This is a genomic window from Ancylobacter polymorphus (assembly GCF_030813495.1).
In the GTDB taxonomy this organism is placed as follows: Bacteria; Pseudomonadota; Alphaproteobacteria; order Rhizobiales; family Xanthobacteraceae; genus Ancylobacter; species Ancylobacter polymorphus.
Map to the genome: position 1 here is coordinate 94565 of NZ_JAUSUI010000005.1, position 26361 is coordinate 120925.

Annotated in this window: 27 protein-coding genes; 14 read left to right on the forward strand and 13 right to left on the reverse strand. The window is 66.5% G+C overall.

The window, feature by feature from the left end:
* Positions 1-19: 19 nt before the first annotated feature.
* From gmk to fabD, 7 genes are all read right to left on the reverse strand, one after another.
* Complete coding sequence (gmk, locus tag J2S75_RS12320) at positions 20-640, reverse strand: guanylate kinase (RefSeq protein WP_307020564.1); 621 nt, start codon at positions 638-640, stop codon at positions 20-22.
* Positions 641-711: 71 nt separating this feature from the next.
* Positions 712-1599: a YicC/YloC family endoribonuclease gene (locus tag J2S75_RS12325; RefSeq protein ID WP_307020160.1), complete on the reverse strand. Its 888-nt coding sequence runs from the start codon at positions 1597-1599 to the stop codon at positions 712-714.
* A gap of 89 nt (positions 1600-1688) precedes the next feature.
* Positions 1689-2831 (reverse strand): endolytic transglycosylase MltG, encoded by a 1143-nt coding sequence (gene mltG, locus J2S75_RS12330; protein WP_307020161.1) that lies wholly within the window; start codon positions 2829-2831, stop codon positions 1689-1691.
* 120 nt (positions 2832-2951) lie between these two features.
* Positions 2952-4214 (reverse strand): beta-ketoacyl-ACP synthase II, encoded by a 1263-nt coding sequence (gene fabF / locus J2S75_RS12335; RefSeq protein ID WP_244377293.1) that lies wholly within the window; start codon positions 4212-4214, stop codon positions 2952-2954.
* Between the two features lie 72 nt (positions 4215-4286).
* The gene (locus J2S75_RS12340) at positions 4287-4523 is read right to left on the reverse strand and encodes an acyl carrier protein (protein ID WP_307020162.1); all 237 of its coding nucleotides are present in this window, start codon (positions 4521-4523) and stop codon (positions 4287-4289) included.
* Positions 4524-4749: 226 nt separating this feature from the next.
* Positions 4750-5487 (reverse strand): 3-oxoacyl-[acyl-carrier-protein] reductase, encoded by a 738-nt coding sequence (gene fabG / locus J2S75_RS12345; protein WP_244377297.1) that lies wholly within the window; start codon positions 5485-5487, stop codon positions 4750-4752.
* A gap of 22 nt (positions 5488-5509) precedes the next feature.
* Positions 5510-6460, reverse strand: coding sequence for an ACP S-malonyltransferase (fabD, locus tag J2S75_RS12350; protein WP_307020163.1), 951 nt, complete (start codon positions 6458-6460; stop codon positions 5510-5512).
* A gap of 480 nt (positions 6461-6940) precedes the next feature.
* On the opposite strand from fabD, the gene rpsF reads away from it, so the two are divergent.
* The 13 genes from rpsF (at position 6941) to J2S75_RS12415 (ending at position 19861) form a co-directional block, all read left to right on the forward strand.
* Entirely contained in the window at positions 6941-7417 is a 477-nt protein-coding gene (rpsF, locus tag J2S75_RS12355) for a 30S ribosomal protein S6 (RefSeq protein ID WP_244450919.1), read from the forward strand.
* Positions 7417-7686, forward strand: coding sequence for a 30S ribosomal protein S18 (gene rpsR, locus J2S75_RS12360; RefSeq protein WP_244377301.1), 270 nt, complete (start codon positions 7417-7419; stop codon positions 7684-7686). Before rpsF ends, rpsR begins: the two co-directional genes overlap by 1 nt.
* A gap of 142 nt (positions 7687-7828) precedes the next feature.
* Entirely contained in the window at positions 7829-8785 is a 957-nt protein-coding gene (locus tag J2S75_RS12365) for a DUF2232 domain-containing protein (protein WP_307020164.1), read from the forward strand.
* 43 nt (positions 8786-8828) lie between these two features.
* The gene (gene rplI, locus J2S75_RS12370) at positions 8829-9398 is read left to right on the forward strand and encodes a 50S ribosomal protein L9 (protein WP_307020165.1); all 570 of its coding nucleotides are present in this window, start codon (positions 8829-8831) and stop codon (positions 9396-9398) included.
* A 221-nt stretch (positions 9399-9619) separates the two neighbouring features.
* Positions 9620-10879, forward strand: coding sequence for a cyclopropane fatty acid synthase (locus tag J2S75_RS12375; protein WP_307020166.1), 1260 nt, complete (start codon positions 9620-9622; stop codon positions 10877-10879).
* A gap of 166 nt (positions 10880-11045) precedes the next feature.
* A complete protein-coding gene (locus J2S75_RS12380; RefSeq protein WP_307020167.1) occupies positions 11046-12530 on the forward strand; it encodes a replicative DNA helicase in 1485 nt (494 codons plus the stop codon).
* Between the two features lie 9 nt (positions 12531-12539).
* On the forward strand, positions 12540-13673 hold the full coding sequence (gene alr, locus J2S75_RS12385; RefSeq protein WP_307020168.1) for an alanine racemase: 1134 nt from the start codon (positions 12540-12542) through the stop codon (positions 13671-13673).
* Between the two features lie 58 nt (positions 13674-13731).
* Positions 13732-15153: a DNA repair protein RadA gene (radA, locus tag J2S75_RS12390; protein WP_307020169.1), complete on the forward strand. Its 1422-nt coding sequence runs from the start codon at positions 13732-13734 to the stop codon at positions 15151-15153.
* A gap of 101 nt (positions 15154-15254) precedes the next feature.
* Positions 15255-15860 (forward strand): CvpA family protein, encoded by a 606-nt coding sequence (locus J2S75_RS12395; RefSeq protein WP_244450920.1) that lies wholly within the window; start codon positions 15255-15257, stop codon positions 15858-15860.
* Positions 15861-15957: 97 nt separating this feature from the next.
* On the forward strand, positions 15958-17457 hold the full coding sequence (purF, locus tag J2S75_RS12400; protein ID WP_370874125.1) for an amidophosphoribosyltransferase: 1500 nt from the start codon (positions 15958-15960) through the stop codon (positions 17455-17457).
* Positions 17458-17462: 5 nt separating this feature from the next.
* On the forward strand, positions 17463-17879 hold the full coding sequence (locus J2S75_RS12405) for a VOC family protein (protein WP_307020170.1): 417 nt from the start codon (positions 17463-17465) through the stop codon (positions 17877-17879).
* A gap of 17 nt (positions 17880-17896) precedes the next feature.
* Positions 17897-18667: an SDR family NAD(P)-dependent oxidoreductase gene (locus tag J2S75_RS12410; RefSeq protein ID WP_307020171.1), complete on the forward strand. Its 771-nt coding sequence runs from the start codon at positions 17897-17899 to the stop codon at positions 18665-18667.
* 27 nt (positions 18668-18694) lie between these two features.
* The gene (locus J2S75_RS12415) at positions 18695-19861 is read left to right on the forward strand and encodes a glycosyltransferase family protein (RefSeq protein ID WP_307020172.1); all 1167 of its coding nucleotides are present in this window, start codon (positions 18695-18697) and stop codon (positions 19859-19861) included.
* On the opposite strand, the gene der is transcribed toward J2S75_RS12415, so the two are convergent.
* The 5 genes from der to J2S75_RS12440 form a co-directional block, all read right to left on the reverse strand.
* Entirely contained in the window at positions 19843-21189 is a 1347-nt protein-coding gene (gene der / locus J2S75_RS12420) for a ribosome biogenesis GTPase Der (protein WP_307020173.1), read from the reverse strand. The two genes, J2S75_RS12415 and der, sit on opposite strands and share 19 nt — an antisense overlap.
* A gap of 30 nt (positions 21190-21219) precedes the next feature.
* The gene (locus tag J2S75_RS12425; protein WP_307020174.1) at positions 21220-21510 is read right to left on the reverse strand and encodes a hypothetical protein; all 291 of its coding nucleotides are present in this window, start codon (positions 21508-21510) and stop codon (positions 21220-21222) included.
* Between the two features lie 10 nt (positions 21511-21520).
* The gene (locus tag J2S75_RS12430; RefSeq protein ID WP_307020175.1) at positions 21521-22285 is read right to left on the reverse strand and encodes a tetratricopeptide repeat protein; all 765 of its coding nucleotides are present in this window, start codon (positions 22283-22285) and stop codon (positions 21521-21523) included.
* A 149-nt stretch (positions 22286-22434) separates the two neighbouring features.
* Positions 22435-23256 (reverse strand): 3-methyl-2-oxobutanoate hydroxymethyltransferase, encoded by an 822-nt coding sequence (gene panB / locus J2S75_RS12435; protein ID WP_307020176.1) that lies wholly within the window; start codon positions 23254-23256, stop codon positions 22435-22437.
* A 36-nt stretch (positions 23257-23292) separates the two neighbouring features.
* Positions 23293-23862 carry an NnrU family protein gene (locus J2S75_RS12440; RefSeq protein WP_307020177.1) on the reverse strand — a complete coding sequence of 190 codons (570 nt, stop codon included), beginning with the start codon at positions 23860-23862 and terminating at the stop codon, positions 23293-23295.
* Positions 23863-24059: 197 nt separating this feature from the next.
* Here J2S75_RS12440 and J2S75_RS12445 point away from each other — a divergent pair, with 197 nt between their 5' ends.
* Complete coding sequence (locus tag J2S75_RS12445; RefSeq protein WP_307020178.1) at positions 24060-24713, forward strand: L,D-transpeptidase family protein; 654 nt, start codon at positions 24060-24062, stop codon at positions 24711-24713.
* Between the two features lie 24 nt (positions 24714-24737).
* On the opposite strand, the gene J2S75_RS12450 is transcribed toward J2S75_RS12445, so the two are convergent.
* Entirely contained in the window at positions 24738-26345 is a 1608-nt protein-coding gene (locus tag J2S75_RS12450) for a peptide chain release factor 3 (RefSeq protein ID WP_244377331.1), read from the reverse strand.
* Positions 26346-26361: the final 16 nt, after the last annotated feature.

A 26361-nucleotide genomic window follows, 5' to 3' on the forward strand; every position in this document is an offset into this window, starting at 1 on the left:
GGCCCGCGCTCCTTCGCCGCTATTCCACGAGTTCGGCCAGCTCGCGGTCCAGCCGTTCGATCACCGGCTCAAGGCCCGGCTGACGTTCGCGCCGCAGACGCTCGGCGAGCAGGATGTTGCGGAGATTGGCGAAGGTCGAATTCAGATCGGCATTGACCAGCACATAATTGTAATCGCGCCAATGCGCGATCTCGGTACGTGCGTTGCAAAGCCGCTTCTCGATCACGCCGGAGGCATCCTCGGCGCGCCGCTCAAGCCGGGTCTTCAGCTCGGCCGCCGAGGGAGGCAGGATGAACACGCCGACAATGTCCTGGCGCATCTTCTCATAGAGCTGTTCGGCCCCCTGATAGTCGATGTCGAACAGCACGTCCCGCCCGGCGGACAGCGCGGCTTCCACCGGTTCGCGCGGCGTGCCGTAGAAATTGCCGTGCACCTCCGCCCATTCCAAGAGGTCACCGGCGTCGCGCAGCCGCTCGAAGCGCTCGCGGGTGAGGAAGTGGTAATGCACCCCCTCGACCTCGCTCGGCCGCCGCCCCCGCGTCGTCACCGATACGGAGAGGTAGATGTCGGGATTCTGCTCCAGAAGCAGGCGGGCCAGCGTCGACTTTCCAGCCCCGGAGGGGGAGGAAAGGATCAGCATCAGCCCCCGCCGCCCGCCAATGGCGGCGCCTGGGGTCGCGGCATTTTCGTTGGTGTCGCTCACCCTGTCCCTCACTCGATGTTCTGAACCTGTTCGCGGAACTGTTCGACCACGCCTTTCAGCTCCAGCCCGATAGCCGTCAATGAGACGTCATTGGCCTTGGAGCAGAGCGTATTGGTTTCGCGGTTGAATTCCTGCGCGAGGAAATCGAGCCGGCGGCCAATCGCGCCGCCCTCTCCCAGCATGGCGCGCGCCGCCGCCACATGGGTCACCAGCCGGTCCAACTCCTCGCGCACATCCACCTTGGAGGCGATCATCAGCGCCTCCTGGTGCAGCCGATCCGGATCAAAATTGGCGCCTGTATCCATCAGCACGCGGATCTGCTCGGCCAGCTTCGCACGGATGGCCTCCGGCCGCCGTGCGGGATTGGCCTCGGCCGCGGCCGTGAGCCTGGCAATCGCGTCGAGACGATCGCCGAGCACAATCGCCAACGCTGCGCCTTCCTGCACCCGCATCGCGGCGAGATCCGCCAGCGCCTGCTCAAAGCCGGCAATGATGGCCGTCTCCAGCGCCGCCCGCGCCTCGTCGCTTTCCTGCGCCTCGCTGATCTCAAGCACGCCCTTCAAACTGATGAGGCTTTCCAGTTGAACCGGGGGAGCACCGAGATCCTCGGCCACGCGCCGCACCGACTGTGCGATGCTGCGCAACACGGCCTCATTGACGCGCACGCTGACCTCGGGATCCGAGCGCGTCAGCGAGAGATTGGCATTGACGTTCCCGCGCGCGAGGACGCGCGCCGCGCTCTGCCGCAAGCCGTTCTCCAGCCCCTCCCAGCCGCCAGGAAGCCGCAACCGAACGTCGAGGCCCTTGCCATTGACGGATTTGAGCTCCCAGGCCCAGCTCCATGCACCGCTGCTGCCCTGCGCGCGTGCGAATCCCGTCATGCTGGCCAGCGTCATGCCTTCCCCCCTGCCCCGTCCCTGGACGGCGGCCGGACCATAACGGCGGGCGCCTCCAGCCTCAAGCCGGCAACGGCACGTCACTGGCGTCAGTCGACGGGAGTGGCGCCTGTCGTGCCCGACGTGCCGGCCGGCAGCGCCGCCGGGTCGACCTTGCGCTCGCGCTCGATCTGCCGCCAGCGCGCGACGTTCTTGTTGTGCTGGTCGAGCGTCGGAGCGAAGGCGTGTCCGCCGGTGCCATCGGCGACGAAATAGAGATTGTCGCTCTTGGCCGGACGGGCGGTGGCCTCCAGCGAGGCGCGCCCGGGATTGCCGATGGGCCCCGGTGGCAGGGCGGGAATCGTATAGGTGTTGAACGGCGTCGGCGTGGTTATGTCGGTACGGGTGAGCGGCCGCTCCAGCCGGCCCTTGCCGCGCACCAGACCATAGATGATTGTCGGGTCCGACTGCAGCCGCATCTTCTTGTTCAGCCGATTGATGAAGACGGACGCCACCTGCGCCCGCTCCTCGGGAACGCCGGTTTCCTTCTCGACGATGGAGGCGAGGATCACCAGTTCCTGCGGCGATTTCAGCGGAAGATCGGGGTCGCGCTTCTCCCAGATTTCCTTCAGTGTCGCGTCCTGCGTGCGCGCCATACGGCGCAGCAGGTCCTCGCGGGACGTGCCGCGCGTGATCTTGTAGGTGTCAGGCATCAGGCTTCCCTCGCGCGGCACCTGACGTACATTCCCCGACAGTTCCTCGACCGCCAGCACCCGCTCCACGATCTGGTCGCTGGTCAGGCCTTCGGGGATGGTGACGACATATTCGATCACCTTGCCCGAGACGATGGTGTTCAGCACCTGCTGGATGGAAGAGCCGGCAGCGAAGGCATATTCGCCGGCCTTGAGCTTGCCGGAGGCGCGCGTGCCCGCGGCCGCACCGACGAACACCCATTTGTCGTCGATCACCCCCTGCTTGAGCAGCAGATCAGCAATGTCCATCACGCCATAGTCATTGGGGATGATGACCGCCTTCTCTTGGGCCAGCGGACCGGGCGCGTAATAGCGGGTCTTGCCGATCCACAGCGCGCCGCCGCCAAGGACGATGGCGACGATGAGCAGGGTGAACACCATGCTGCCGGCGACGACGAGCGGGTGATTTGCGCGGCGCGACGCCCGGTGCGGATCGCGCTCCTTGCCGGGGGGCGTGGGAGCGGCAGCGCCGGTGGGCGTCGGAGAAGTCGGATCGGTCATCGGATGCCTCGCCTCGCGTTCGCGGGCAGCGCAACGCACTGGCAGACTACCCGGAAAAATGGCGAAAGCGGGAAAGCGACCGCCCCAGGGCGCCGCCCTCCCGCCGTTTGCCGGTCTCGCTCAGTTCGCGTAGCGCTTGAACACGACGGACGCGTTGGTGCCGCCGAAGCCGAAAGAGTTGGACAGCGCATACTCGATCTCACGCTTGCGCGGCGTGTGCGGCACAAGGTCGATCGGCGTGTCGATCGAGGGATTGTCGAGGTTGATCGTCGCCGGGGCGATCTGGTCGCGGATGGCGAGCAGCGAGAAAATCGCCTCCACCGCGCCCGCCGCGCCGAGCAGATGACCGATGGCCGACTTGGTCGACGACATCGAAACCTTGGCGGCATTGTTGCCGAGCAGGCGTTGAACCGCGCCGAGTTCGATCTCGTCCGCCATGGTCGAAGTGCCATGAGCGTTGATGTAGTCGATCTCAGCGGCGGTGATCCCCGCCCGCTTCAGCGCCGCGGTCATGCAGCGGAACGCCCCGTCGCCGTCCTCGGACGGCGCGGTGATGTGGTAGGCGTCGCCCGACAGGCCGTAGCCGACGATTTCGCCATAAATCTTGGCGCCGCGCGCCAGCGCGTGGTCGAGGGCCTCGACCACGACGACACCGGCACCCTCCCCCATGACGAAGCCGTCGCGGTCCTTGTCATAGGGGCGGGAGGCCTTCTCGGGCGTGTCGTTATAGCTGGTCGACAGCGCACGGCAGGCGGCGAAGCCGGCCAGACCGAGGCGATTGATCGAGGATTCGGTGCCGCCCGCCACCATCACATCGGCATCGCCGAAAGCAACCAGCCGGGACGCATCGCCAATGGCATGCGCACCGGTGGAGCAGGCAGTGACGACCGCGTGATTCGGGCCCTTGAGGCCATGCTCGATGGAGACATAGCCCCCGGCGAGATTGATGAGGCGGCCGGGAATGAAGAAGGGGGAAACGCGGCGCGGGCCACGTTCCTGCATCAGCAGCGCGGTCTCGGCGATGCCCTGAAGCCCGCCAATGCCGGAGCCGATCATTACGCCGGTGGCACACTGGTCGTCATAGGAAGAGGGATGCCAGTCGGCATCATCGAGCGCCTGACGCGCCGCAGCCATCGCATAGACGATGAAATCGTCGACCTTGCGCTGCTCTTTCGGCTCCATCCACTGATCGGGATTGAACGTGCCGTCCGAGCCATCGCCGCGGGGTAGCTGACAGGCGATCTTGGCCGGGAGGTCGGAGACATCGAAGCTCTCGACGCGACGGGCCCCGCTCTGTCCGGCAAGCAGACGCTGCCAGGTGATCTCGACACCGCATCCGAGCGGCGTCACCATGCCGAGGCCGGTAACGACGACGCGCCTCATCCGATATCTCCGGAAACGTCACACCAGTAGGCGCCGCGACGGACGAGCCGCCGCAGCGCGCGAGAGCAGGCCTCAGGCCGCGTTCTTTTCCAGGAAGGTGATCGCATCACCGACGGTCAGGATCGTCTCGGCGGCGTCGTCGGGAATCTCGCAGTTGAAGGCTTCTTCAAAGGCCATGACCAGCTCGACGGTATCGAGGCTGTCAGCGCCGAGGTCGTCGATGAAGCTCGCATTCTCGGTAACCTTCTCGGGCTCGACGCCCAGATGCTCGGCTACAATCTTCTTCACGCGCTCGGCAATATCGCTCATCGGTTCACCCTCGTCCGTATCCGGAGGTTGCTACGTTGTACCATTTGGCCCCCGCGCGAACGCGGCTTTGGCGGCCTGCTTTTTTGCCCCGATTACAGGATGTCCCGAACGATTCCGCAATGGAAATGCGGTGTTCAACCCTGTGAGCCGAGGCGGCTGTTAGCACACTTCAAACGCCAAAACCAGCACCGTTAAAGTCCGGTTAAAGGCGCTCGGGCGGGCCTCGTCAGATCATGGCCATCCCGCCATTCACATGCAGCGTCTGGCCGGTGACATAACCGGCCTCGGCGGAGGCGAGATAGACGGCGGCAGCAGCAATATCCTCGGGCGACCCCAACCGCGCGGCCGGGACGGCGGAGAGAATCGCCTGCTTCTGCTTGTCGTTCAGCACGTCGGTCATCGGCGTGGCGATGAAGCCCGGCGCAATGCAGTTCACGGTCACACCACGCGCTGCCACTTCCTTGGCGAGCGCCTTGGACATACCGATCATGCCCGCCTTGGCGGCGGCATAATTGCCCTGGCCGGCATTGCCGGTCACCCCAACCACCGAGGTAATGCCGATGATGCGGCCGGTGCGCCGGCGCATCATCGAGCGAGCGGCGGCGCGGGTGAGGCGGAAGCCGGCGGTGAGGTTCACCGCGATCACCGTGTCCCACATCTCGTCGGTGAGGCGCACGAACAGGCCATCGCGGGTGATGCCGGCATTGTTGACGAGAATGTCCAGCTCGCCCATGGCCTCCTCGGCCTGCGGCACCAGCTGCTCCACCTGCTCGATGTTCGAGAGGTCGCAGGGCAGCACATGGGTGCGCTCGCCCATCTCGGCGGCGAGCGCCTCCAGCACCTCGCGGCGCGTGCCCGACAGCGCCACCGTCGCGCCCTGCGCATGCAGCGCCTTGGCGATCGCACCACCGATCCCGCCCGTGGCGCCGGTGACGAGCGCCGTCTTCCCGGTCAGATCGAACATGGGAAACTCCTGAATTGCTGTCTCAAGCCTGGGCTGCGGAAGCGGCGTAGGCGGCGACATCCTCGGGCGCGCCAACGCTGGTGGCGGCCACCTGACGGGCGATACGCTTGGTGAGGCCGGAAAGCACCTTGCCCGTCCCTACCTCGACCAGCCGGCTCACGCCCTGCTCCGCCATGAAGGCAACGGATTCGCGCCAGCGCACCGTGCTCGTCACCTGCTGGACCAGCAGAGCCCGAATCTCTTCCGGCGTGTTGACTGGCGCGGCAGTGACATTGGCGACCAGAGGCACCCTCGGCGCCTGCACCTCGACGCCCGCCAGCGCGTCGCGCATAGCGTCGGCGGCAGAGGCAATGAGACGGCAGTGGAAGGGGGCTGAAACGGTGAGCGGAATCGCGCGCGAAGCGCCCTCGCGCTTGGCGATCTCGCAGGCCCGCTCGACGGCGACCGCGTTGCCGGAGACGACCACCTGACCGGGCGCGTTGTCATTGGCTATGTCGCAGACCTCGCCCTGCGCCGCCTCGGCGGCAATAGCGGCCACCTTGTCGAAGTCGAGCCCCAGGATCGCCGCCATGGCGCCCGTGCCCACCGGCGTCGCCGCCTGCATCGCAGTGCCGCGCAGGCGCAGCAGGCGCGCTGTATCGGCAATGGAAAGCGAACCGGCGGCGGCAAGCGCCGAGTATTCGCCCAGCGAGTGGCCGGCGACGAAGGCCGCGTCGCGGGCGAGGTCCAGCCCCGCCTCGGCTTCGAGAACGCGGAGCGCGGCGAGCGAGGCGGCCATCAGCGCGGGCTGGGTGTTGGCGGTCAGCGTCAGCGTCTCGATGGGGCCGTCCCACATCACGGCGGAGAGCTTCTCGCCAAGCGCGGCGTCCACTTCCTCGAACACGGCGCGCGCAACCGGGAACTGGTCGGCGAGGGCCTTGCCCATGCCGACGGCCTGGCTGCCCTGACCGGGGAAAACGAACGCGATGCTCATGACGTTGGAAGAACCTATACGCTGAGAATTGGCGGGCGCAGGAACAACGCCCTGCGTTACATGTCAAGTTGCAGCGGCGCGGCCCTGTGGGCAGATGCGCGATTCCTGCGCCCTGGCGGCACGCCATCCTGCGTGGGTGGCGGTGCTGATGTCCGGATGGACACGATGCCGCCGCGCCTTGCGTATATAGAGTGTGGCGGAGGCGGGCCGATGGGGAACGCGGAGCAGCAAAGACTGCCTCTCCTCTCCCCGCGCCTTGATTTCCCGCGTTTTTCGCGTATAAGCCCGCGCACTGTCAGTCCCGGCCGGGGGCTGAACGGACGGTTGCGCTTGGCTTTTTGGCTCCGCGCAGCAGCGCATCCGCGGATTCGCGTCGTCCCGTGTCCCCGCCTTCGAGAATATTCGAGCCTTTCCGGGCTCGAAGGGCTCGGCGTCGGGATGATGGCCGCAATAGTGCGGAACATATGGAAAGGCATGAACATGGCTCTTTACGAGCACGTGTTCCTCGCGCGCCAGGATGTGACGGCGCAGCAGGTCGAGGAACTCACGACACGCTTCAAGGGCGTGATCGAGGCGAATGGCGGCACGGTCTCCAAGACCGAATACTGGGGCGTGAAGACGCTCACCTACCGCGTCCGCAAGAACCGCAAGGCGCATTTCTCGCTGATGAACATCGACGCCCCCCCGGCCGCCGTGGCCGAGATGGAGCGGCAGATGCGCATCGACGAGGATATCCTGCGCTACCTCACCGTCCGGGTCGAGGAGCTTGAGGAAGGCCAGTCGGTCATGCTGCAGAAGCGCGACCGTGATGACCGCGGCGACCGCGGTTTCGGTGACCGCGGCTTCGGCGGCGATCGCGGCTTTGGTGGCGGCGGGCGCGGCTTCGGCGGCGATCGTGGCGACCGCGGCCCGCGCCGCGACCGTGAAGAAGCTCCGGCCAACGTGGAGACTGAGTGATGGCTTTCGGTGGCACCGGCGGCGCAGCCGCGAACTCCTCGGGCGCGCGTCGCCCCTTCTTCCGCCGTCGCAAGACCTGCCCGTTCTCCGGCGCCAATGCGCCGAAGATCGACTACAAGGACGTGCGTCTGCTGCAGCGCTACATCTCCGAGCGCGGCAAGATCGTTCCCTCGCGCATCACGGCCGTCTCGGCCAAGAAGCAGCGCGAACTGGCCCAGGCGATCAAGCGCGCGCGCTTCCTCGGCCTGCTGCCCTTCGTGATCCGCTGATCGCGTGATGACGTTTCCGTCCCCGGCCACGGCCGGGGACGTTTTCTGAACCCCATTTCCGACAGGTTTCCGGCCTTCCGGGGGCCTTGGCTGGGACGGACAATGATCCGCCCCTAACCGCTAAAGGCGGGACAGCGCGTCGATGATACAGAACTGGCTCATAGCGCTCGGCGCCGGCGCGGCGTCCGCTCTCCTCGTGGCGACCGTCTCCACGGGCAGCCCGCTTGCGCTCCCCCTGTTCTATCTCGCCCCCCTGCCCGTCCTCATTGTCGGCCTCGGCTGGACGCACGTTTCCGCACTGGTCGCGGCCTCGACGGCGGCGGTCGCCATCGGCGTGTTCTTCGGCCTCGAACTGCTGACCGCCTATGTCGCTGGCGTCGGTCTCCCGGCCTATGTGCTGGCCTATCTCGCGCTGATGGCGCGCGAGCCGCAGCCGGGCGCGCCGCTGGAATGGTTCCCGGTCGGCCGCATCGTTCTTGCCTCCGGCATTCTTGGCTGCCTCGCCGTGGCGGCACTGATCCCGCTCGTGGCCGGCAGCGTCGAAGGCTATCAGGCCGCGCTGCGCGCGCTGTTCCAGGCGATGTTCGAGGAGACGCCCGGCACCGGCGGGGCAGATGTGGAGCGGATGATCGACCTTCTGGTCCTCATCATGCCGCCGGCCGCCGCTGTCGTGACCATGGTGACGCAGATCGGCAATCTGTGGCTGGCCGCCCACGCCGCTCGTCTCTCCGGCCGGCTTATGCGCCCCTGGCCCGATCTCGCGGCAATTTCGGTGCCGCGTCCGGTCGCCGTCGTGCTCGTGGGCGCTTTCATTGCCGCCAATCTGGCAGGCGGTTTCGTCGGCCTGCTGGCACAGCTGCTCGCCTCAACCCTGGTGATGGTATTCGCCTTTATCGGGCTTGCCGTCATCCACTGGATCACGCGCGGTGCCGCCGGCCGCGCCCTGGTGATCGCCACGGTCTGGATCGCCGCGCTCGCGCTTGGCTGGCCCTTCGCCATCCTCGCCCTGCTCGGCCTCGCGGAGACGCTGTTCGGCGTGCGCTCCCGGTTCCGACGGGGCGGTCCGCCCGGGCGGCCGCCGGCCGCCAACGACATCTGAGATTCCCACCTTCCCGCATTGACGCATTGAATGGAGAACTGAAATGGAAGTCATTCTGCTTGAGCGTGTCGCCAAGCTCGGCCAGATGGGCGAAGTCGTCCGCGTCCGCGACGGCTATGCCCGCAATTTCCTTCTGCCCTCGGGCAAGGCGCTGCGCGCCACCAAGGAGAACAAGGGCCGCTTCGAGTCGATGAAGGCCCAGCTCGAAGCCCGCAATCTCGAACTGAAGTCCGAGGCGGCGAAGGTGGGCGAAAGCCTCAAGGGCACCGAGGTCGTTCTCGTCCGCCAGGCTGGCGAGACGGGTTATCTCTACGGCTCGGTGTCGACCCGCGACATCGCCGACGCGCTGACCGCGGCCGGCTTCTCCGTGGAGCGCCGCCAGATCGTCCTCAACCACCCGATCAAGACCATCGGCGTGCACGAGGTGCCGGTCACCCTCCACCCGGAGGTCGAGGTTACGGTTCGCGCCAATGTCGCCCGCAGCCCCGAGGAAGCTCAGCGCCAGTCGCGCGGCGAGGATCTCAGCGTCGTGCGCGATGACGAGGACGAAGAAGAGTTCCTCGAAGAGGCCGCTGCCGAAGACGGCGACGACGCCGAAGCCGAGCAGGCCTGACACATTACCTTGCGTAATCGGCGCAAAGTCGAAGCCCGGCCAGATATGGCCGGGCTTTTTTGCATAGTCGGAGCCCCCCAGGAGGTTGCGAGTCCGGGAAGCTTGTGATGCAATGATTTGCAGATAATCGACATGCCCAGTGCATGGGCAGGCAGTCTTCGTGCGGAGACGGGCCCTTTAGCGTTGTCTTCGCCGGCTGCCCCGTACTTTGGGATTGGCCGATGGAACGGTTGCTCGCCAAGGTCCTCGCGCGCATTGTGCGCCGTGGCTCTCTGTCCGTGGTCTTCGCCTCCGGTGACTACGCCGTGTTTGGGGACGGCAGCGGACCACCCCTCACCGTACGCTTCACATCTCATGCCTGGCAGCGCCAGATCGTCCTCGATCCCGAACTGAGCTTCGGCGAGGCCTATATGGAAGGCGGCATGGTGGTGGAGCAGGGCGACATCGCCGAGGTGCTCGCGCTGCTGATGGCGCAGGTCGGCCTTGAGGTGCCCAGCGCCAGCGCGCAGTTCTTCCTGCGGCTGCGCTTCCTGTTCCGACGCCTGGCGCAGTTCAACCCGCCAGAGCGTTCGCAAAAGAACGTTGCCCATCATTACGATCTCGATGGACGGCTCTATGCGCTGTTCCTCGACGCCGACCGGCAATATTCCTGCGCTTATTTCGAGACGCCCGACCAGTCGCTGGACGATGCACAGCTGGCCAAGAAGCGCCATATCGCGGCCAAGCTGCTGTTTGACCGGCCGGGTCTGTCCGCGCTCGACATTGGCTGCGGCTGGGGCGGGATGGGACTTTACCTCGCCGCCCATGCGGGAGCGAAGGTCACCGGAGTGACGCTGTCGCAGGAACAGCATGGCGTGGCCCGCTGTCGCGCCGAGGAGCGGGGTCTCGCCGGGCGAGCCGATTTCCGCCTGCAGGATTATCGCGACGTGGAAGGCCCGTTCGACCGCATCGTCTCCGTCGGCATGTTCGAGCATGTCGGCGTCGGGCATTACGAGGAGTACTTCGCCAAGGTCGCGGCGCTCATGAAGGAGGACGGCGTCGCGCTCATCCACTCCATCGGCCGCTCGGAAGGTCCGGGGATCACCAATCCCTGGATCGCCAAATACATCTTCCCCGGTGGCTATATCCCCGCCCTCTCCGAGGTGCTGCCGGCGATCGAGAAGGCGGGGCTTCTCGTCACCGATATCGAGATCCTGCGCCTGCATTATGCCGAGACGCTGAAAGCCTGGCGGGAGCGTTTCCTCGCCCATCGCGAGGAGGTGGAGCGGCTCTACGATGCGCGTTTCGTGCGGATGTTCGAGTTCTACCTCGCCTCGTCCGAGATGGCTTTCCGCCACCAGGGGATGATGGTGTTCCAGGTGCAGCTGGCCAAACGGGAGGGCGTGGTGCCGATGACCCGCAGCTATATTGCGCAGGGCGAAGCGGCGCTGCGGGGCATGGAGAACCAGAACCGGCCCGGTCTGCGATTGGCTGGTGAGTAGCCCGCAACCTCTGGCCGCCGGGTCGGTGGTGGTGGAATCCCGTCAAGCGAGATTCGGCTTTCCACAGGCGCTCCACAAGACAAAATAGGCTCCGCGCGATTCGCCCCGGACATCTGCCCGGTGCGGCGTTAGCTGTGGCGTCGACCCACCCGCACCCGGAACAGCCATGCTCGATTCTCCGAACCGCCCACCGGCGGAGACCGATGCGTCCTATCGCACCGCCCCGCACAATATCGAGGCCGAGCAGGCGCTGCTGGGGGCGATCCTCGTCAACAACGAGGCCTTCTACCGCGTATCCGACTTTCTCGAGCCGCGGCACTTCTTCGAGCCGATCCATGTCGCCATCTTCGAGACGGCGTCCGCGCTGATCCGTGCCGGCAAGGTGGCGACGCCCGTCACGCTGAAGACCTTTCTGCCGGCCGATTTCGACGCCGGCGGACTGACGGCGCCGCAATATCTCGCCCGCCTTGCGGCGGAAGCGACGACGATCATCAATGCCGAGGATTACGGGCGCACCATTTACGACCTCTCGGTACGGCGCGATCTCATCCAGATCGGCGAGGAGATCGTCAACGAGGCCTATGAGGCCCCGATCGACGCCACACCGCAGGAGCAGATCGAGGAAGCGGAGAAGCGGCTCTACGAGCTGGCTGAAACCGGCCGCTACGATGGCGGTTTCATGCGCTTCAACGACGCGCTGAAGGAAGCCGTCGACATGGCGAGCCGCGCCTTCCAGCGCGACGGCCACCTCTCAGGCACCGCCTCCGGCCTCGACGATCTCGACCAGATGATGGGCGGGCTGCAGCCCTCGGACCTCATCATCCTCGCCGGCCGTCCGGCGATGGGTAAGACCTCGCTCGCCACCAACATCGCCTTCAACGTCGCGGCGGCGTACACATCGGAGACACTGCCCGACGGCTCGATCCGCGCGGTGGATGGCGGCGTGGTCGGCTTCTTCTCGCTGGAAATGTCGGCGGAGCAGCTCGCCACCCGAATTCTCGCCGAACAGGCCGAGATCGCCTCCTACAAGATCCGACGCGGCGACATCTCCGAGCACGAATTCGACAAGCTCGCCAGCTGCGCCCAGATGATGCAGACGATCCCGCTCTATATCGACGACACCGGCGGCATCTCCATCGCCCAGCTGCGTGCCCGCGCCCGGCGGCTGAAGCGCCAGCGCGGTCTCGATTTCATGGTGGTGGACTATCTCCAGCTGCTCACCGGCTCCTCCAAGAGCTCATCGCAGGGCCGCGTACAGGAGATCACCGAGATCACCACCGGCTTGAAGGCGCTGGCGAAGGAACTCGGCGTGCCGATCATGGCGCTCTCGCAGCTCTCGCGTCAGGTCGAGGCCCGCGACGACAAGCGTCCGCAATTGTCCGATCTTCGCGAATCCGGTTCGATCGAGCAGGATGCCGACGTGGTGATGTTCGTGTTCCGTGAGGAATACTACCTCAAGGGCCGCGAGCCGAAGGAAGGCACCGAGGAATGGTTCAAGTGGGACCAGGACATGAAGGCCGCCCAAGGCATCGCCGAAATCATCATCGGCAAGCAGCGCCACGGACCGACCGGCACGGTGAAGGTCTCGTTCGAGCCGCAGTTCACCCGCTTCTCCAATCTGGTGCAGTCGGACCGGCTGCCTGAGCCGTGAGAGCCCATTGTGAGTTCTGATCCCCTCCCGCTCGCCGAGGCCGGCGGTCTTCTCACACTGGACCTCTCGGCCCTGGCGGCGAATTATCAGGAACTGGCGCGGCGCGTCGCGCCGGCCGCCTGCGCCGCCGTGGTCAAGGGCGACGGCTACGGCATCGGCCTCGCGGCGGCCGCCACCACGCTCTGGCACGCCGGCGCCCGCAGCTTCTTCGTCGCCCTGCTGAGCGAAGCCCGGCGCCTGCGCGCCCTTCTCCCCGACGCCGAGATCTTCGTTCTCAACGGCTTGTTTCCCGGTACCGAGGCTGCCTACCAGGAGAACGGGCTGCGGCCGGTGCTCGGCAGCATGGACGAGATTGGGAGCTGGCGCGATTTCTGCGACCGTATCGGCCAGGCACTGCCCGCCGCCATCCATGTCGACACCGGCATGAACCGGCTGGGCCTGACCCCGGCCGAGGCGGTGAACGTGGCGGAGGGCCGGCACGAACTCGGCTTTCCGCTCGCCCTGCTGATGAGCCATCTTGCCTGTGCCGACGAGCCGGACCACCCGCTCAATGCGCGCCAGCTGGAGGACTTCCGCGCCATCGCCGCGCTGTTCCCGGGCGTGCGTGCCTCGCTGTCCAACTCTGCCGGGGCGCTCGGTGACCCCGCCTATCATTTCGATCTGGTCCGACCCGGCATCGCCGTCTATGGCGGGCGCCCACGGGCGGATGTCGCGCCGCTGCGGCCGGTGGTGCGGCTCGAACTGCGTATCGCCCGCATCCGCCACGTGCATGAGGGTGAAACGGTCGGCTATGGCGGCGCCCACACCGCCATCCGCCCTTCGCGCGTCGCCATTCTCTCCGCTGGCTATGCCGACGGCATCCCGCGTCTTGCGGGTGCATCCGACCTGCGCCCCGGAGCTGAGGCCGTGGTGGCTGGCCATCGCTGCCCGTTGATCGGCCGCATCTCGATGGACCTGCTCGCCGTCGACATCACCGAACTGCCCGAGGATGCGGTCCAGCTCGGCGATTTCGCGACCCTGCTCGGTGACGGGCTCACGCTCGACAATCTGGCGCGCCACTCCCAGACCATCGACTACGAAATCCTCACCTCGCTCGGCCGCCGCTACCACCGGCGAACCGTCCCCGCGGCTCAAGAGATTTGATCCCGGTTTGTTCCCGCGCTAGAAGCGCGGGACACTCTCAGTGCGGGACCCCTTCTCCATGGCCAAGCGCAGCACCAGCTTTCTCTGCCAGATCTGTGGCGCCGTACATGCGCGCTGGCAGGGCCGGTGCGATGCCTGCGGCGCGTGGAACTCGATCGCCGAGGAAACCACGGCGGCCGACACGATGCCCGCCACGCTGCGCGGCGGACGGCGCGGCCGGCTGATTGCGCTGGAAAGCCTCACCGGCACCTCGGAAGACGCGCCCCGCGTGCAGGTCGGCATTTCCGAACTCGACCGCGTGGCTGGCGGCGGCATCGTGCCCGGCTCGGTGCTGCTGATCGGCGGCGATCCCGGCATCGGCAAGTCGACCCTGCTGATCCAGGCCTCGGCGAAGCTCGCGAGCGCCGGGCATCGCATCATCTATGTCTCCGGTGAAGAAGCCGTCGCCCAGGTGCGCCTGCGCGCGGAGCGGCTCGGCCTCTCCGGCGCGCCGGTGGAACTCGCCGCCGAGACCAATGTCGAGGATATCGTCGCCACCCTCTCGGAAGGCCGCCGGCCCGCACTGGTGGTGATCGATTCGATCCAGACCATGTGGACCGACACGGTGGAGTCCGCGCCCGGCACGGTGACACAGGTGCGCTCCTCGGCGCAGATCCTTATCCGCTACGCCAAGCGCGCCGGCGCCGCCGTCATTTTGGTCGGCCATGTGACCAAAGACGGCCAGATCGCCGGCCCGCGCGTGGTCGAGCATATGGTCGACGCCGTGCTCTCCTTCGAGGGCGACGGCGCCCATCATTTCCGCATCCTGCGCGCGCAGAAGAACCGCTTTGGGCCGACCGACGAGATCGGCGTGTTCGAGATGACGGGCCTCGGCCTCGCGGAAGTGGCCAACCCGTCCGCCCTGTTCCTGTCGAACCGCGACAGCGGCGCGCCCGGTACGGCGGTCTATGCGGGCATGGAGGGCACGCGGCCGGTGCTGGTGGAAATCCAGGCGCTTGTCGTGCCGACCAGCCTCGGCACGCCGCGCCGGGCCGTGGTCGGCTGGGACCCCAGCCGCCTGTCCATGGTGCTCGCCGTGCTGGAAGCGCGCTGCGGCATCAAGCTCGGTGCGCATGATGTGCATCTCAACGTCGCGGGCGGTTTCCGCATCAGCGAGCCGGCGGCGGATGTGGCCGTGGCGGCGGCGCTCATCTCGTCGCTTTCCGGTGCGGTGCTGCCGCCCGATGGCGTCTATTTCGGCGAGGTCAGCCTCACCGGTGCGGTGCGCGCCGTGCCGCATGCGGTGGCGCGGCTCAAAGAGGCGGCGAAGCTCGGCTTCACCCGCGCCGTGGCGCCGGCGGCCAAGGGAACGGCAGCCAACGGACGCGACGCCGGCGAGGCGCCGCTGGCGGTCGATGCCATCAGCTCTCTTGGGGATATCGTCGCCACCATCGCGGCCAAGGGATCGCGCCGCAGCAGCGACAAGGCGCAAGAGGGATGACGCGCGAGCCTCACCGCGCTATACCTCGCGCGGCCCGCTGCGGGGCCGGATCAGTCCAGATTCGCTGCGCTTTCGCGTGAAGCCAGCCCCACCACGGTGAGATCGTCTTGACGCTCCTCGACATCATCCTGATCGCCGTGATGGTCGTATCCGGCCTGCTCGCCATGGTGCGCGGCTTTGTGCGTGAGGTCTTCGCCATCGTCTCGTGGGTGGCCGCCGCGCTGGTGACGCTCTATGCCTATCCGCACGCTTTGCCCTTCGCCAAGCAGTACATCAGCAACGACACCTTCGCGATGGCGGCGACTGTCGGTTCGCTGTTCATCATTACCCTGTTGATCGTCTCGATCATCACGGTGCGGATTTCCGACCTCGTGCTCGACAGCCGCATCGGCGCGCTCGACCGCACGCTCGGTTTCCTGTTCGGCCTGGCCCGCGGCTTCCTCATCATGGTTGTGGCGTTCCTGTTCTTCAACTGGCTGGTCCAGAACGAGCAGGGCCAGCCCGAGTGGATTCGCGACGCGCGGACCAAGCTGGTCTTGCAAAGTGCGGGTGACTGGCTCATCTCCATCCTGCCGGAAGACCCCGAGAGCCTCATCCGTGAGATGCGCAGCTCGAAGGACGCCGAGCCGACCGAACCGCCGCCCGAGCCCGTCGCACCGGGCAGCGCGCCGGCCACGCCGAGCCCGGTGACGCCGTCGGCGCCTTAATTCGACCGTGCCCGTGCGCCAAGCGTCCCGGGCACAGTTGCTTTTGAGCAGAGTGGAGCGGGCGCAGCCTTGACCTGCGCCGAGGAGCGAAGACCCTATGGCCGATCTGATGGGTGATCACGTGGCGTCGAAATCGGCGCAGCCGGACGATTTCTACGACGACTACGGGGACACGCTGCGCGAGGAGTGCGGCGTGTTCGGCATTTACGGCCACCCCGATGCTGCGGCTATCACCGCCCTCGGCCTGCATGCACTGCAGCATCGCGGCCAGGAAGCGGCTGGCATAACCACTTATGACGGAAGGCGTTTTCACTCCGAGCGGCGTCTTGGCCTGGTGAGCGATGCCTTCTCCGACGGCGAGGCGATCAAGCGCCTGCCGGGTCATATCGCGGTCGGCCATGTGCGCTATTCGACCACAGGCGAAACCATCCTCCGCAACGTTCAGCCGCTCTTCGCCGAACTCGATGGCGGCGGCTTCGCCATTGCCCATAATGGCAATCTGACCAACGGCCTCACCCTGCGCCGCCAGCTCATCCGCGACGGCGCGATCTGCCAGTCGACCTCCGATACCGAGGTGATGCTCCACCTCGTCGCCCGCTCCAAGCGCGCGCGCTTCACTGAACGTTTCATCGATGCGCTGCGTTCGCTCGAAGGCGCCTATGCCTTTGTCGGCCTCACCAACAAGAAGCTGGTCGGCGCCCGCGACCCTCTCGGCATTCGCCCGCTGGTGCTTGGCGAGCTCGACGGCCACCCGATCCTGACCTCCGAGACCTGCGCCCTCGACATAATTGGTGCGCGTCACGTGCGGGACATCGAGCCCGGTGAGGTGATCGTCTTCTCCTCCGACAAGGTGGAGACGCTGCGCCCGTTCGGCAGCGTGCCGCCGCGACCGTGCATCTTCGAGTACATCTATTTCGCCCGCCCGGACTCGGTGGTCGGCGGCCGCTCGGTCTATCAGGTCCGCAAGACCATGGGCATGCAGCTCGCGGCTGAAGCGCCGGCCGACGCTGATCTCGTGGTGCCGGTGCCGGATTCCGGTGTGCCGGCGGCGATCGGCTATTCGCAGGCCTCTGGCCTGCCCTATGAGCTCGGCATCATCCGCAATCACTATGTCGGGCGCACCTTCATTCAGCCGACCCAGTCGGTACGCGACCAGGGCGTGCGGATGAAGCACTCGGCCAACCGCGCCGTCGTCGAGGGCAAGCGCATCGTGCTGATCGACGATAGTCTCGTGCGCGGCACCACTTCGGTGAAGATCGTTCGCATGATGCGCGAAGCCGGTGCCCGCGAGGTGCATTTCCGCATTTCCTCGCCGCCCATCACCCATCCCGACTATTACGGCATCGACACGCCCGACCGTGACAAGTTGCTGGCGGCGACGCATGACCTCGAAGGCATGCGCCGCTATATCGGGGCCGACAGCCTCGCCTTCCTTTCCATCGACGGCATCTACAAGTCGATGGGCTATGAGGGCCGCGACCCGCTCCGCCCGCAATTCACCGACCATTGCTTCACCGGCGAATACCCCACCCCGCTGTCGGATCGCGACGGCGAAGTGTCGCCGCGCCAGCTCTCGCTGCTGGCTGAGGCGAGCTGAGCGGCATGGTCGAGCTGCGCGAGTGGCATCGCGGCCGGCTGATTGACCACATCTCACTGGTCGTCGCCGATTATGAGGCCTGCCGCCGCTTCTATGCGGCGGTGCTTGCCGTGCTCGATGTGCCGCTCGTGGAAGGCGATGGCTATTTCTTCGCCGACGAGCTCTTCGTCTCGCCCGGCGTGCCGACCACCGGACGCGCGCATATCGCCTTCCAGGCGGGCGACGAGGAGACGGTGCGCCGCTTCCACGCCGCCGCCCTCGCCCATGGCGGCCGGGACAAAGGACCACCGGGGCTGCGTGACTATCACCCCGGCTACTACGCCGCCTTCGTGCTTGATCCCGAAGGCAATAACATTGAAGCGGTCTTCCACGGCCCGACCCGGCGTTCTGCGCCGTCCGTGGTCATGACCGACGACAAATGAACCTTCAAGGAAACGCCATGTCCGACCTTCCTGCGGCCGAAGCTGCCCTGCGCCCGCTCGATGGCCGCATCGCCCTCGTCACCGGCGCCACACGCGGCATCGGCCGGGCGACCGCCCTCGCTCTTGCCGCCGCCGGTGCGCATGTCGTGGCGGTGGGTCGGACCAGCGGTGCGCTGGAGGAGCTCGACGACGCGATCATCGCAGCGGGCTCGACGGCAACGCTGGTGCCGCTCGACATCAAGGACGGCGAGGGTATCGACCGGCTCGGCGGCGCCCTTTACGAGCGTTTCGGTCGACTCGACATTTTCGTCGGCAATGCCGGCGTGCTGGGCCCGATGACCCCGTTGGCGCAGATCGAGCCGAAGGAGTGGAACGACACGCTTGCGGTGAACCTCACCGCAAACTGGCGCCTTATCCGCTCGCTCGATCCGCTCCTGCGGCTCTCAACGGCCGGACGCGCTGTCCTCGTGTCGTCCGGCGCCGCTCACAAGGCCCGGCCGTTCTGGGGCGCCTACGCCGTCACCAAGGCGGCTGTGGAGGTGCTTGCGCGCACATGGGCGGCCGAGGTCGAGAACATTTCCAGCCTCAGGGTGAACCTCATAAATCCCGGTCCGATCCGCACCCGGATGCGTGCCAAGGCCTTCCCGAGCGAAGATCCGGACACGCTGCCGAGCCCGGAAGAGCTGGCGCAGGCTATCCTCGCGCTATGCCTGCCGAGTGTCGAGGTAACGGGTCAGCTCTATGATTTTCCGACGTGCGGCTTTAAAGGTTTCCTGATACCCTCCTGAGCGGACGAACGGTTGAGGGGCTGAGTTTTGGAGATTTTGATCGGCACCAACCATCTTGCGCTGATGGCGGGTTCCGAGTTGATATGTCTGGAATTTGCCCATTATTTCCGCAGCTTGGGACATCGCGTCACGCTGTTCGCCAATGTCGCGGCGGACCCGATGGCGGGCCTGTTCAAGTCGCTGCTCGGACTGGAAATCGTCACCGACCCAAGGGCGATTGCGCCTTTTTCCTATGATGTCGTCTATCTCCAGCATCATGTCGCAGGGTTGTTCGACTACCGTCTGGACTCCGCTTCGCGCGAGCGCACGGCGTTTGTGTTCGGCAAATTGGGACGCCGAACGTTCATGGAAAGCGGCGGCTGGCGGTTTGATCGCCAGCTGGCCGACGCCTATATGGCGAATTCCGAGGAAACCGCGCAAAGACTCGCCGAGCTTGAGCTAACCGCGCCCGTTTCCGTTTTCTACAACGCCGCCCCGTCGGCTTATTTCCGGCAACCTCCCGAAGCCTCGCGAAAGCTGGGGAGGATCACGGTCATCACCAACCACCTCGATCCTGCTCTGGCCGCCGCGCTGGACCAACTCTCGCTCGACATCAAGGTCGAGCGCATCGGGCTTCAATTCCGCCAAAGGCTGGTGAGCCCCGAACTGATCGGCCGTTCCGACCTCGTCATCAGCATCGGCAAGACGATCCCCTACGCGCTTGCCGCGCACGTGCCCGTCTATATCTACGACCATTTCGGCGGCCCGGGCTATCTCACGGCCGACAACTTCGCCCTGACAGCGCGATTCAACTTTACCGGCCGCTGCTGCGAGCGGCGGCTGGATCCGGGTGAAATCGCCCGCGAGATCACCGCAGGCTATGCAACCGCGGATGCGTTCGCCCGGGCACTGGGCGATTCAGTGCTCGAGCGTTACCGGCTGGAGCCCCATCTCGACGCCATGCTCGCCGTGCCGCCCTCCCACAACGCCGCACGTGCGGAAAAGCTGGCGCGCGACCCCATGATCGCGCAGGAGCGCCTTCTGGCCGCTGATCTGCGCGAGCACTGGCGCAACGCGCAGAACCAGCAGCGGCAGGGACTAAGGTTCAGACACTCCGTGCGCCGCTGGCTTGCCGCCAGCCGCCGCTGGACACGCCACGCCGCCCGCAAAGGGCTGCATGAACTGAGCAAACTGCCTCAGTCCTTCTCGGCGTAGGGATTGTCCTTTTCGCGCAGCGTCAGGCGTATCGGAACGCCGGGAAGGTCAAAGGTGGTGCGCAGATTGTTGACGAGATAGCGCACATAGCTTTCCGGCAGCGCATCGGCGCGCGAGCAGAACAGCACGAAGCTCGGGGGACGCGCCTTGGGCTGGGTGATGTAGCGCAGCTTGATGCGACGCCCCGACACGGCCGGTGGCGGGTGCTGGTCGGTGGTCTCGATCAGCCAGCGGTTCAGCGGATTGGTGGAGACGCGGCGGTTCCACACCTCATGCGTCTGCTGCACCGCCCGCACGAGGCGGTCGAGCCCTTCTCCGGTGAGACCCGAGACCAGCACCACCGGGGCGCCCTTCACCTGCGGCAGCCGATCATCGGCCTCCTGGCGCATGCGGGTGACGAAGCCCTGCTGATCCTTCACCAGATCGGATTTCGAGATCGCCAGCACCACAGCCCGCCCCTCGCGCTCGACGAGGTCGGCGATGCGCACATCCTGCTCCTCAAAGGGATGGGTGGCGTCCATCAGCACGATGACGACTTCGGCGAAGCGCGCGGCACGCAACCCGTCGGCGACTGACAGTTTTTCCAGCTTGTCGTCAATGCGCGCCCGCTTGCGCATGCCGGCCGTATCGAAGACGCGCAGTTCCACGCCGTGGCGTTCCACATCCACGGCGATGGAGTCGCGTGTGATGCCGGCTTCAGGCCCGGTCAGCAGCCGGTCTTCGCCCAACAGGGCGTTGATGAGAGTCGATTTGCCCGCATTCGGCCGCCCGAGAACGGCGACGCGTATGCGTCGCCCGGCCTCCGGGTCGATCCCTTCGTCCTCGTCCTCTTCATCCGGCAGGCAAAGCGCCAGCGCACGAAGCAGGTCGGCCATGCCATCGCCATGCTCGGCGGAAAGCTCCACCGGCTCGCCGAGCCCGAGGGAGTAGGCATCGAGCGTGCCGCTTTCAGATCCCTTGGCTTCAGCCTTGTTGGCGACGAGGATGGTGTGCTTGCCGGAACGCCGCGCCAATTCGCCAAACGCTCGGTCACTCGGTGTGACGCCGGCCTTGGCGTCGATCAGGAACAGCAGCACATCGGCATCGGCGATGGCGGCTTCCGTCTGGGCGCGCATACGGCCTTCGAGCGATTCCGCCTTGGCCTCCTCCAGCCCCGCCGTGTCGATGACACGGAAGGAGAGATGGCCGAGCCGCGCATCCCCCTCGCGCCGGTCGCGGGTGACGCCCGGGCGATCATCGACCAGCGCAAGGCGCTTGCCGACCAGACGATTGAACAGCGTCGACTTGCCGACATTCGGCCGGCCGACAATCGCGACGGTCATCGTCATTGGAAAAAGGGGCCTCCGCGCCCGTCAGCTTTACCGGGCCGGCGCAGTAGCGCTCGCCGCTCCGGCCGCCGGCGGCTCGTTCTGGTAGGGATTATAGGCCGAATTCGCCGGCTGCGGCGGGGCCTGATTATAGTCGACCCCCGGAACACCTTCGGGGAAAACCGGCTGGCGCGCGCCGGGAAGCGGCTTCTCGCGTTCGTTGAACGGGTTGATCGCGTCGAGCGTCTCGCAGCCGGCGGCAGCCAGCGTCAGACCGAGAACCGGCAGCAGAAACAGGGCGCGGCGCAGGCGGGAACGATAAGAGGACGTGTCACGGCGCATCAGCACCTCCTCACGGCGCGGGGGGAGCGGAAGCCGGCGGCGTGGCCGGAACGGGCTCGGCAGGGGCCGGCGTGGCGGTGGGCGTCGCGGCGGGAGCGGCCGCCGCAGGCACGGCAGCTGCCGGCACCGGCATCGAAGAGGCCGCGAGCGTGCGCATCAGCTCGGCGCGGCGGCGCAGACCGGGCGGCGTCTGCCCATCGTTGAGGATCGCGGTGAAGGTCTCCGTCGCCGCTTTATAGTCGCCGGCCTTGTACTGGGCGAGGCCGATGATCTCGCGGGCGGAGTGGCGGAACGCCCCCTCGGGCGTGTCGAGCGGCTTCATCCGACCTTCGATGTCGGCGAGCGAAGCCGTATCGACCAGCAGCAGCGCCGCGCGAACCTGGGCGACATTCTGCATCAACGCGCTGACCGACGGGTCCTTCGCCAGCGCGTCGTAATCCGCGACGGCAGCGGCGGCATCGGTCTTGGCAAGTTCGTCGGCCGCTCGGAAACGCGCGAGGAGCCGGTAGCCGCTGGTGCCGTCCTTCTCCAGCGCGACGAAAGCAGCTTCGGCTTCCGCCGTCTTGCCCTCGGAAGCCAGCTTCTGGGCCGCCTCGAATTGCGCGCCGGCAGCCTGATCCTGCTTCAGCTTCCACCATTCATAACCGCGCCAGCCGGCGACGGCGACGACGATGAGCACGGCCAGGCCGATGACAAAGCCGCCATAGCGGGTCCACAGGCGGCCGAAACGCTCGCGGCGCAGGTCCTCGTCGATCTCGTTGAAGATGTCAGCCATGAAACGTCCGTGAGCAACTCGTCGCGGGCCGCCGCAGCAAGGCGGGGCCGGTACTGATAAAGGGCCGCGTAAACTACCGATGCGGCTTGAACAAGGCAAATCGCGCGGCGGACGGGGCGGCGCCGCGCTTTGCCCGGGAAAGACGCCGCCTATCCCTTCTTGGGGGCGTAGACATGCTCCGGGCCGGGGAAGCTGCGCGCACGCACCTCGCTGGCATAGGCCTCCACAGCGGCGCCGATGGCGGGCCCGATTTCGGCGAACTTCTTGACGAAACGGGGCACGCGGTCGGACAGGCCGAGCATGTCTTCCAGCACGAGAATCTGCCCGTCGCAGGCCGGCGAGCCGCCGATAGCGATCGTGGGAGGAGCAACCTCTTGCGTGATCTGGCGGGCCAGCGGCTCGGAAATCGCCTCCAGCACGATGGAAAAGGCGCCGGCATCGGCGATGGAGCGGGCATCGTCGAGAATCAGCGCCGCGCTCGCCTCATCGCGGCCCAGCGCCTTGAACGAGCCGAGCGTGTTGATCGCCTGCGGCGTCAGGCCGACATGGCCCATGACCGGCACACCGCGATCGGCGAGAAAGCGCACCGTCTCCGCCATGCGGCGGCCGCCTTCCAGCTTCACGGCGCCAGCGCCGCTTTCCTTCAGCACCCGTGCGGCGGTGGCGAAGGCCTGCTGCGGGGACCCCTCATAGGAACCGAAGGGCAGGTCTACCACCACCAGCGCCCGCGCCGAGCCGCGCATCACCGCCTGCCCCTGCAGGATCATCATGTCCACGGTCACCGGCACGGTGGTCTCCATGCCGTGCATCACCATGCCGAGCGAATCGCCCACCAGCATGAAGTCGACATGCGGGTCGATCAGGCGGGCGGTGTGGGCGTGGTAGGCGGTCAGCGAGACAATGGGCTCGCCGCCCTTCTTCGCGCGAATGTCCGGAGCGGTAAGGCGGCGGACAGCGGACTGAACGGACATGTCAGGCGATTTCCTCGTTTTCCTGCATGGGCTTGCTCAGCCCATGACCGGCACCCCGACGATGTAAGGGTGGAACCAGAAAGAGAGGAAGGCATAAAGCACGACACCCAAGCCCACCGCAACGAGATCGCCCCACCAGTTGCGCGGCGCCACGGGGAGCGGCGCCTTCCGGCGCTTGGCCATGATCCGCAGCACCACCGCCCAGGCGAGGATGACGACAGCGAGCGTCACCGTCGCAGCGTCGCCATTGGCGAGAAGATGCGCCAGCGCCCAGGTCTTGATGGCGACGAGGAAGGGAAACTTCAGCCACGCCTTGATATGGCTCGGCACCAGCGCCGCCACGGCGAAGATGGACGAGAACAGCATGAGCAACAGAGCCAGATGGCGCAGACCCACCGGCGGATCATAGAGTTGCGCCGGCCCTTCCGCACGCCACTGGCCGAAGCCATAGGCGATCATCAGCACGCCGGCGATGGCGAGGACGCCATGCACGATGCGATAGGTGGTGGCCCCCGGCTGCGCCGTGGCCGCTGCGGCCATTTTGCGGCGCGCGGCAATGATGTGAATGGCAACGAACAGGGCGAGCCCCGCCAGCATCAGGATCATGATCATCCTCCCCGTGTGACGGCGCGCACGCTAGAGCGTTTCCAACCCCCGCGCCATCCGGGCAAGGGTCGACTTTTTGTCCCGCTCTCGCCGATGCTGGGGTGCCGCGGCAATGCGTAAACCATAGGGCGCGTCCGCTCTCCCACCGCCGACGCGCGCATGCCACAATGATGACACCATTAGTGGGAGGAGCGGGAATGAAAGCCGTGCTGGCGTTTCTTGCGCTGGGTCTTGCGTCGGCTCTCGTACAGCCGGCATCCGCCCAGTCCATGCGGATGGCGGCTGTCGACGCGCCGCCGGCAACGGTCGCAGCGCCGCCGGAAATGAGCCCGCCCTCCACGGCTACCCCAGCCGCGCTCTCCGCGCCCGCCGTATCCACCACGCCGGACGGCGCTCTCCCCGTGGCCGCGCCGTCGGCTACTTCGCCACCGATGGAGGCGGCATCGGCCGCTCCCCTCCCCACCCCGCTGGAAGCCGCGGCGGTGCCGCCGCCCGACGTGGAGGTGGTTATCAGCCTTTCCAAGCAGCGCATGGTGGTGTCGGTCGCCGGCAAGGAGCGCTATGCTTGGCCGGTTTCGACCGCCCGCAAGGGCTACCGCACCCCGCTCGGCACCTACCGGCCGGAGCGCATGCACAAGCGCTATTTCTCGCGCAAATACGACAATGCGCCGATGCCCTACGCGATCTTCTTCCACCGTGGCTGGGCGATCCACGGCACGAACGCCATCGGCCGGCTCGGCCGCCCCGCTTCGCATGGCTGCGTCCGCCTGCACCCGAACAATGCTCGTGCACTCTTCGCCCTGGTAAGCGAACATGGCCGCGCCAACACGCAGATCACCGTCAGCCGCTGAGAGCGGGCCGGAAGGCGGCGCAGGTCACGCCGCCTTCTTCACATCCTTCACATCGGTGAAGACGATGCCCGGCCAACGATCGCCGGTGTAGCCGATCATGAAGGCCGAGGGGCTGAGGAACACCAGATCGCCATCCAGGTCCTCCGCCGTCGACAGACGATTGCCGGCGGCGAAATCCGCGAGCTTCTTGGGGTCCTCTGACGACACCCAGCGGGCCAGCTGGAATTCCGACATATCGAAGCCGACCTCCAGCCCGTATTCGGCCTCCAGCCGGTTCTTCAGCACGTCGAGCTGCAACGGGCCGACAACGCCGACCAGCGCGGGCGAGCCGTCGGTGGGACGGAACACCTGCACCACACCTTCCTCGGCCATTTCCTGCAGCGCCTGCTTCAGTTTCTTGGCTTTCATCGCGTCGGGCAGCTTCACCCGGCGCAGGATCTCCGGCGCGAAGGACGGCACACCAACGAAATTGATGTCCTCGCCCTCGGTCAGCGTGTCGCCGATACGCAGATTGCCGTGGTTGGGAATGCCCACCACGTCGCCGGCATAAGCTTCTTCGGCAAGCTGGCGATCCTGGGCGAAGAAGAACTGCGGCGTCGCAAGACTCATCGGCTTGCCGGTGCGCACCAGCTTCGCCTTCATGCCGCGCTGCAGCTTGCCCGAGCACAGGCGGGCAAAGGCGATGCGGTCGCGATGGTTCGGATCCATGTTCGCCTGGATCTTGAACACGAACGCAGTCATCCGCGCTTCCTCGGCCTCAACCTTGCGCTTGTCCGCCTGCTGCGCGCGCGGCGGCGGGGCGTAGCGGCCGAGCCCTTCCAGCAGGTCGCCGACGCCGAAATTGCGCAGCGCCGAGCCGAAATAGACCGGCGTAAGATGCCCCTCGAGGAAGGCCTGAATGTCGAAGGAATTGCCGACCTCGCGCACGAGACCCAGCTCCTCCGCCAGATTCTCCTCATCCAGCGTGACATTGAGCGCGGCAATCTGCGCCATGCTCATCTGCCGCAGCGGGCCGGTCTTGCCCTCGTCGCCATCGAGCAGGCGCATGCCGCCGGTGGCGACGTCCATGGTGCCGACGAAATCACGCCCCTGCCCCACCGGCCAGGTCATCGGCGTGGTGTCGAGCGCCAGCGTCTTCTCAATCTCGTCGAGAATCTCGAACGGATCGCGGCTCTCGCGGTCCATCTTGTTGATGAAGGTGATGATCGGAATGTCGCGCAGGCGGCACACTTCCAGCAGCTTGCGGGTGCGCGCCTCGATGCCCTTGGCGGCGTCGATCACCATCACCGCCGCGTCAACCGCCGTCAGCGTGCGGTAGGTATCTTCCGAGAAATCCTCGTGGCCCGGTGTGTCCAGCAGGTTGAACACATGGCCGTCGAACTCGAAGGTCATCACCGAGGTCGCGACCGAAATGCCGCGCTCGCGCTCGATCGCCATCCAGTCCGAGCGCGTGGAGCGGCGGTCCTTCTTCGCCCGCACCTGGCCGGCAAGCTGGATCGCGCCACCGAACAGCAGCAGCTTTTCGGTCAGCGTGGTCTTGCCCGCATCGGGATGCGAGATGATCGCGAAGGTGCGGCGGCGCGCAACCTCGGTGGCGATGGGCGAGGCTGCGGAATTGGAGAGTGCGTTCATGCGAGCCGATGTGGCA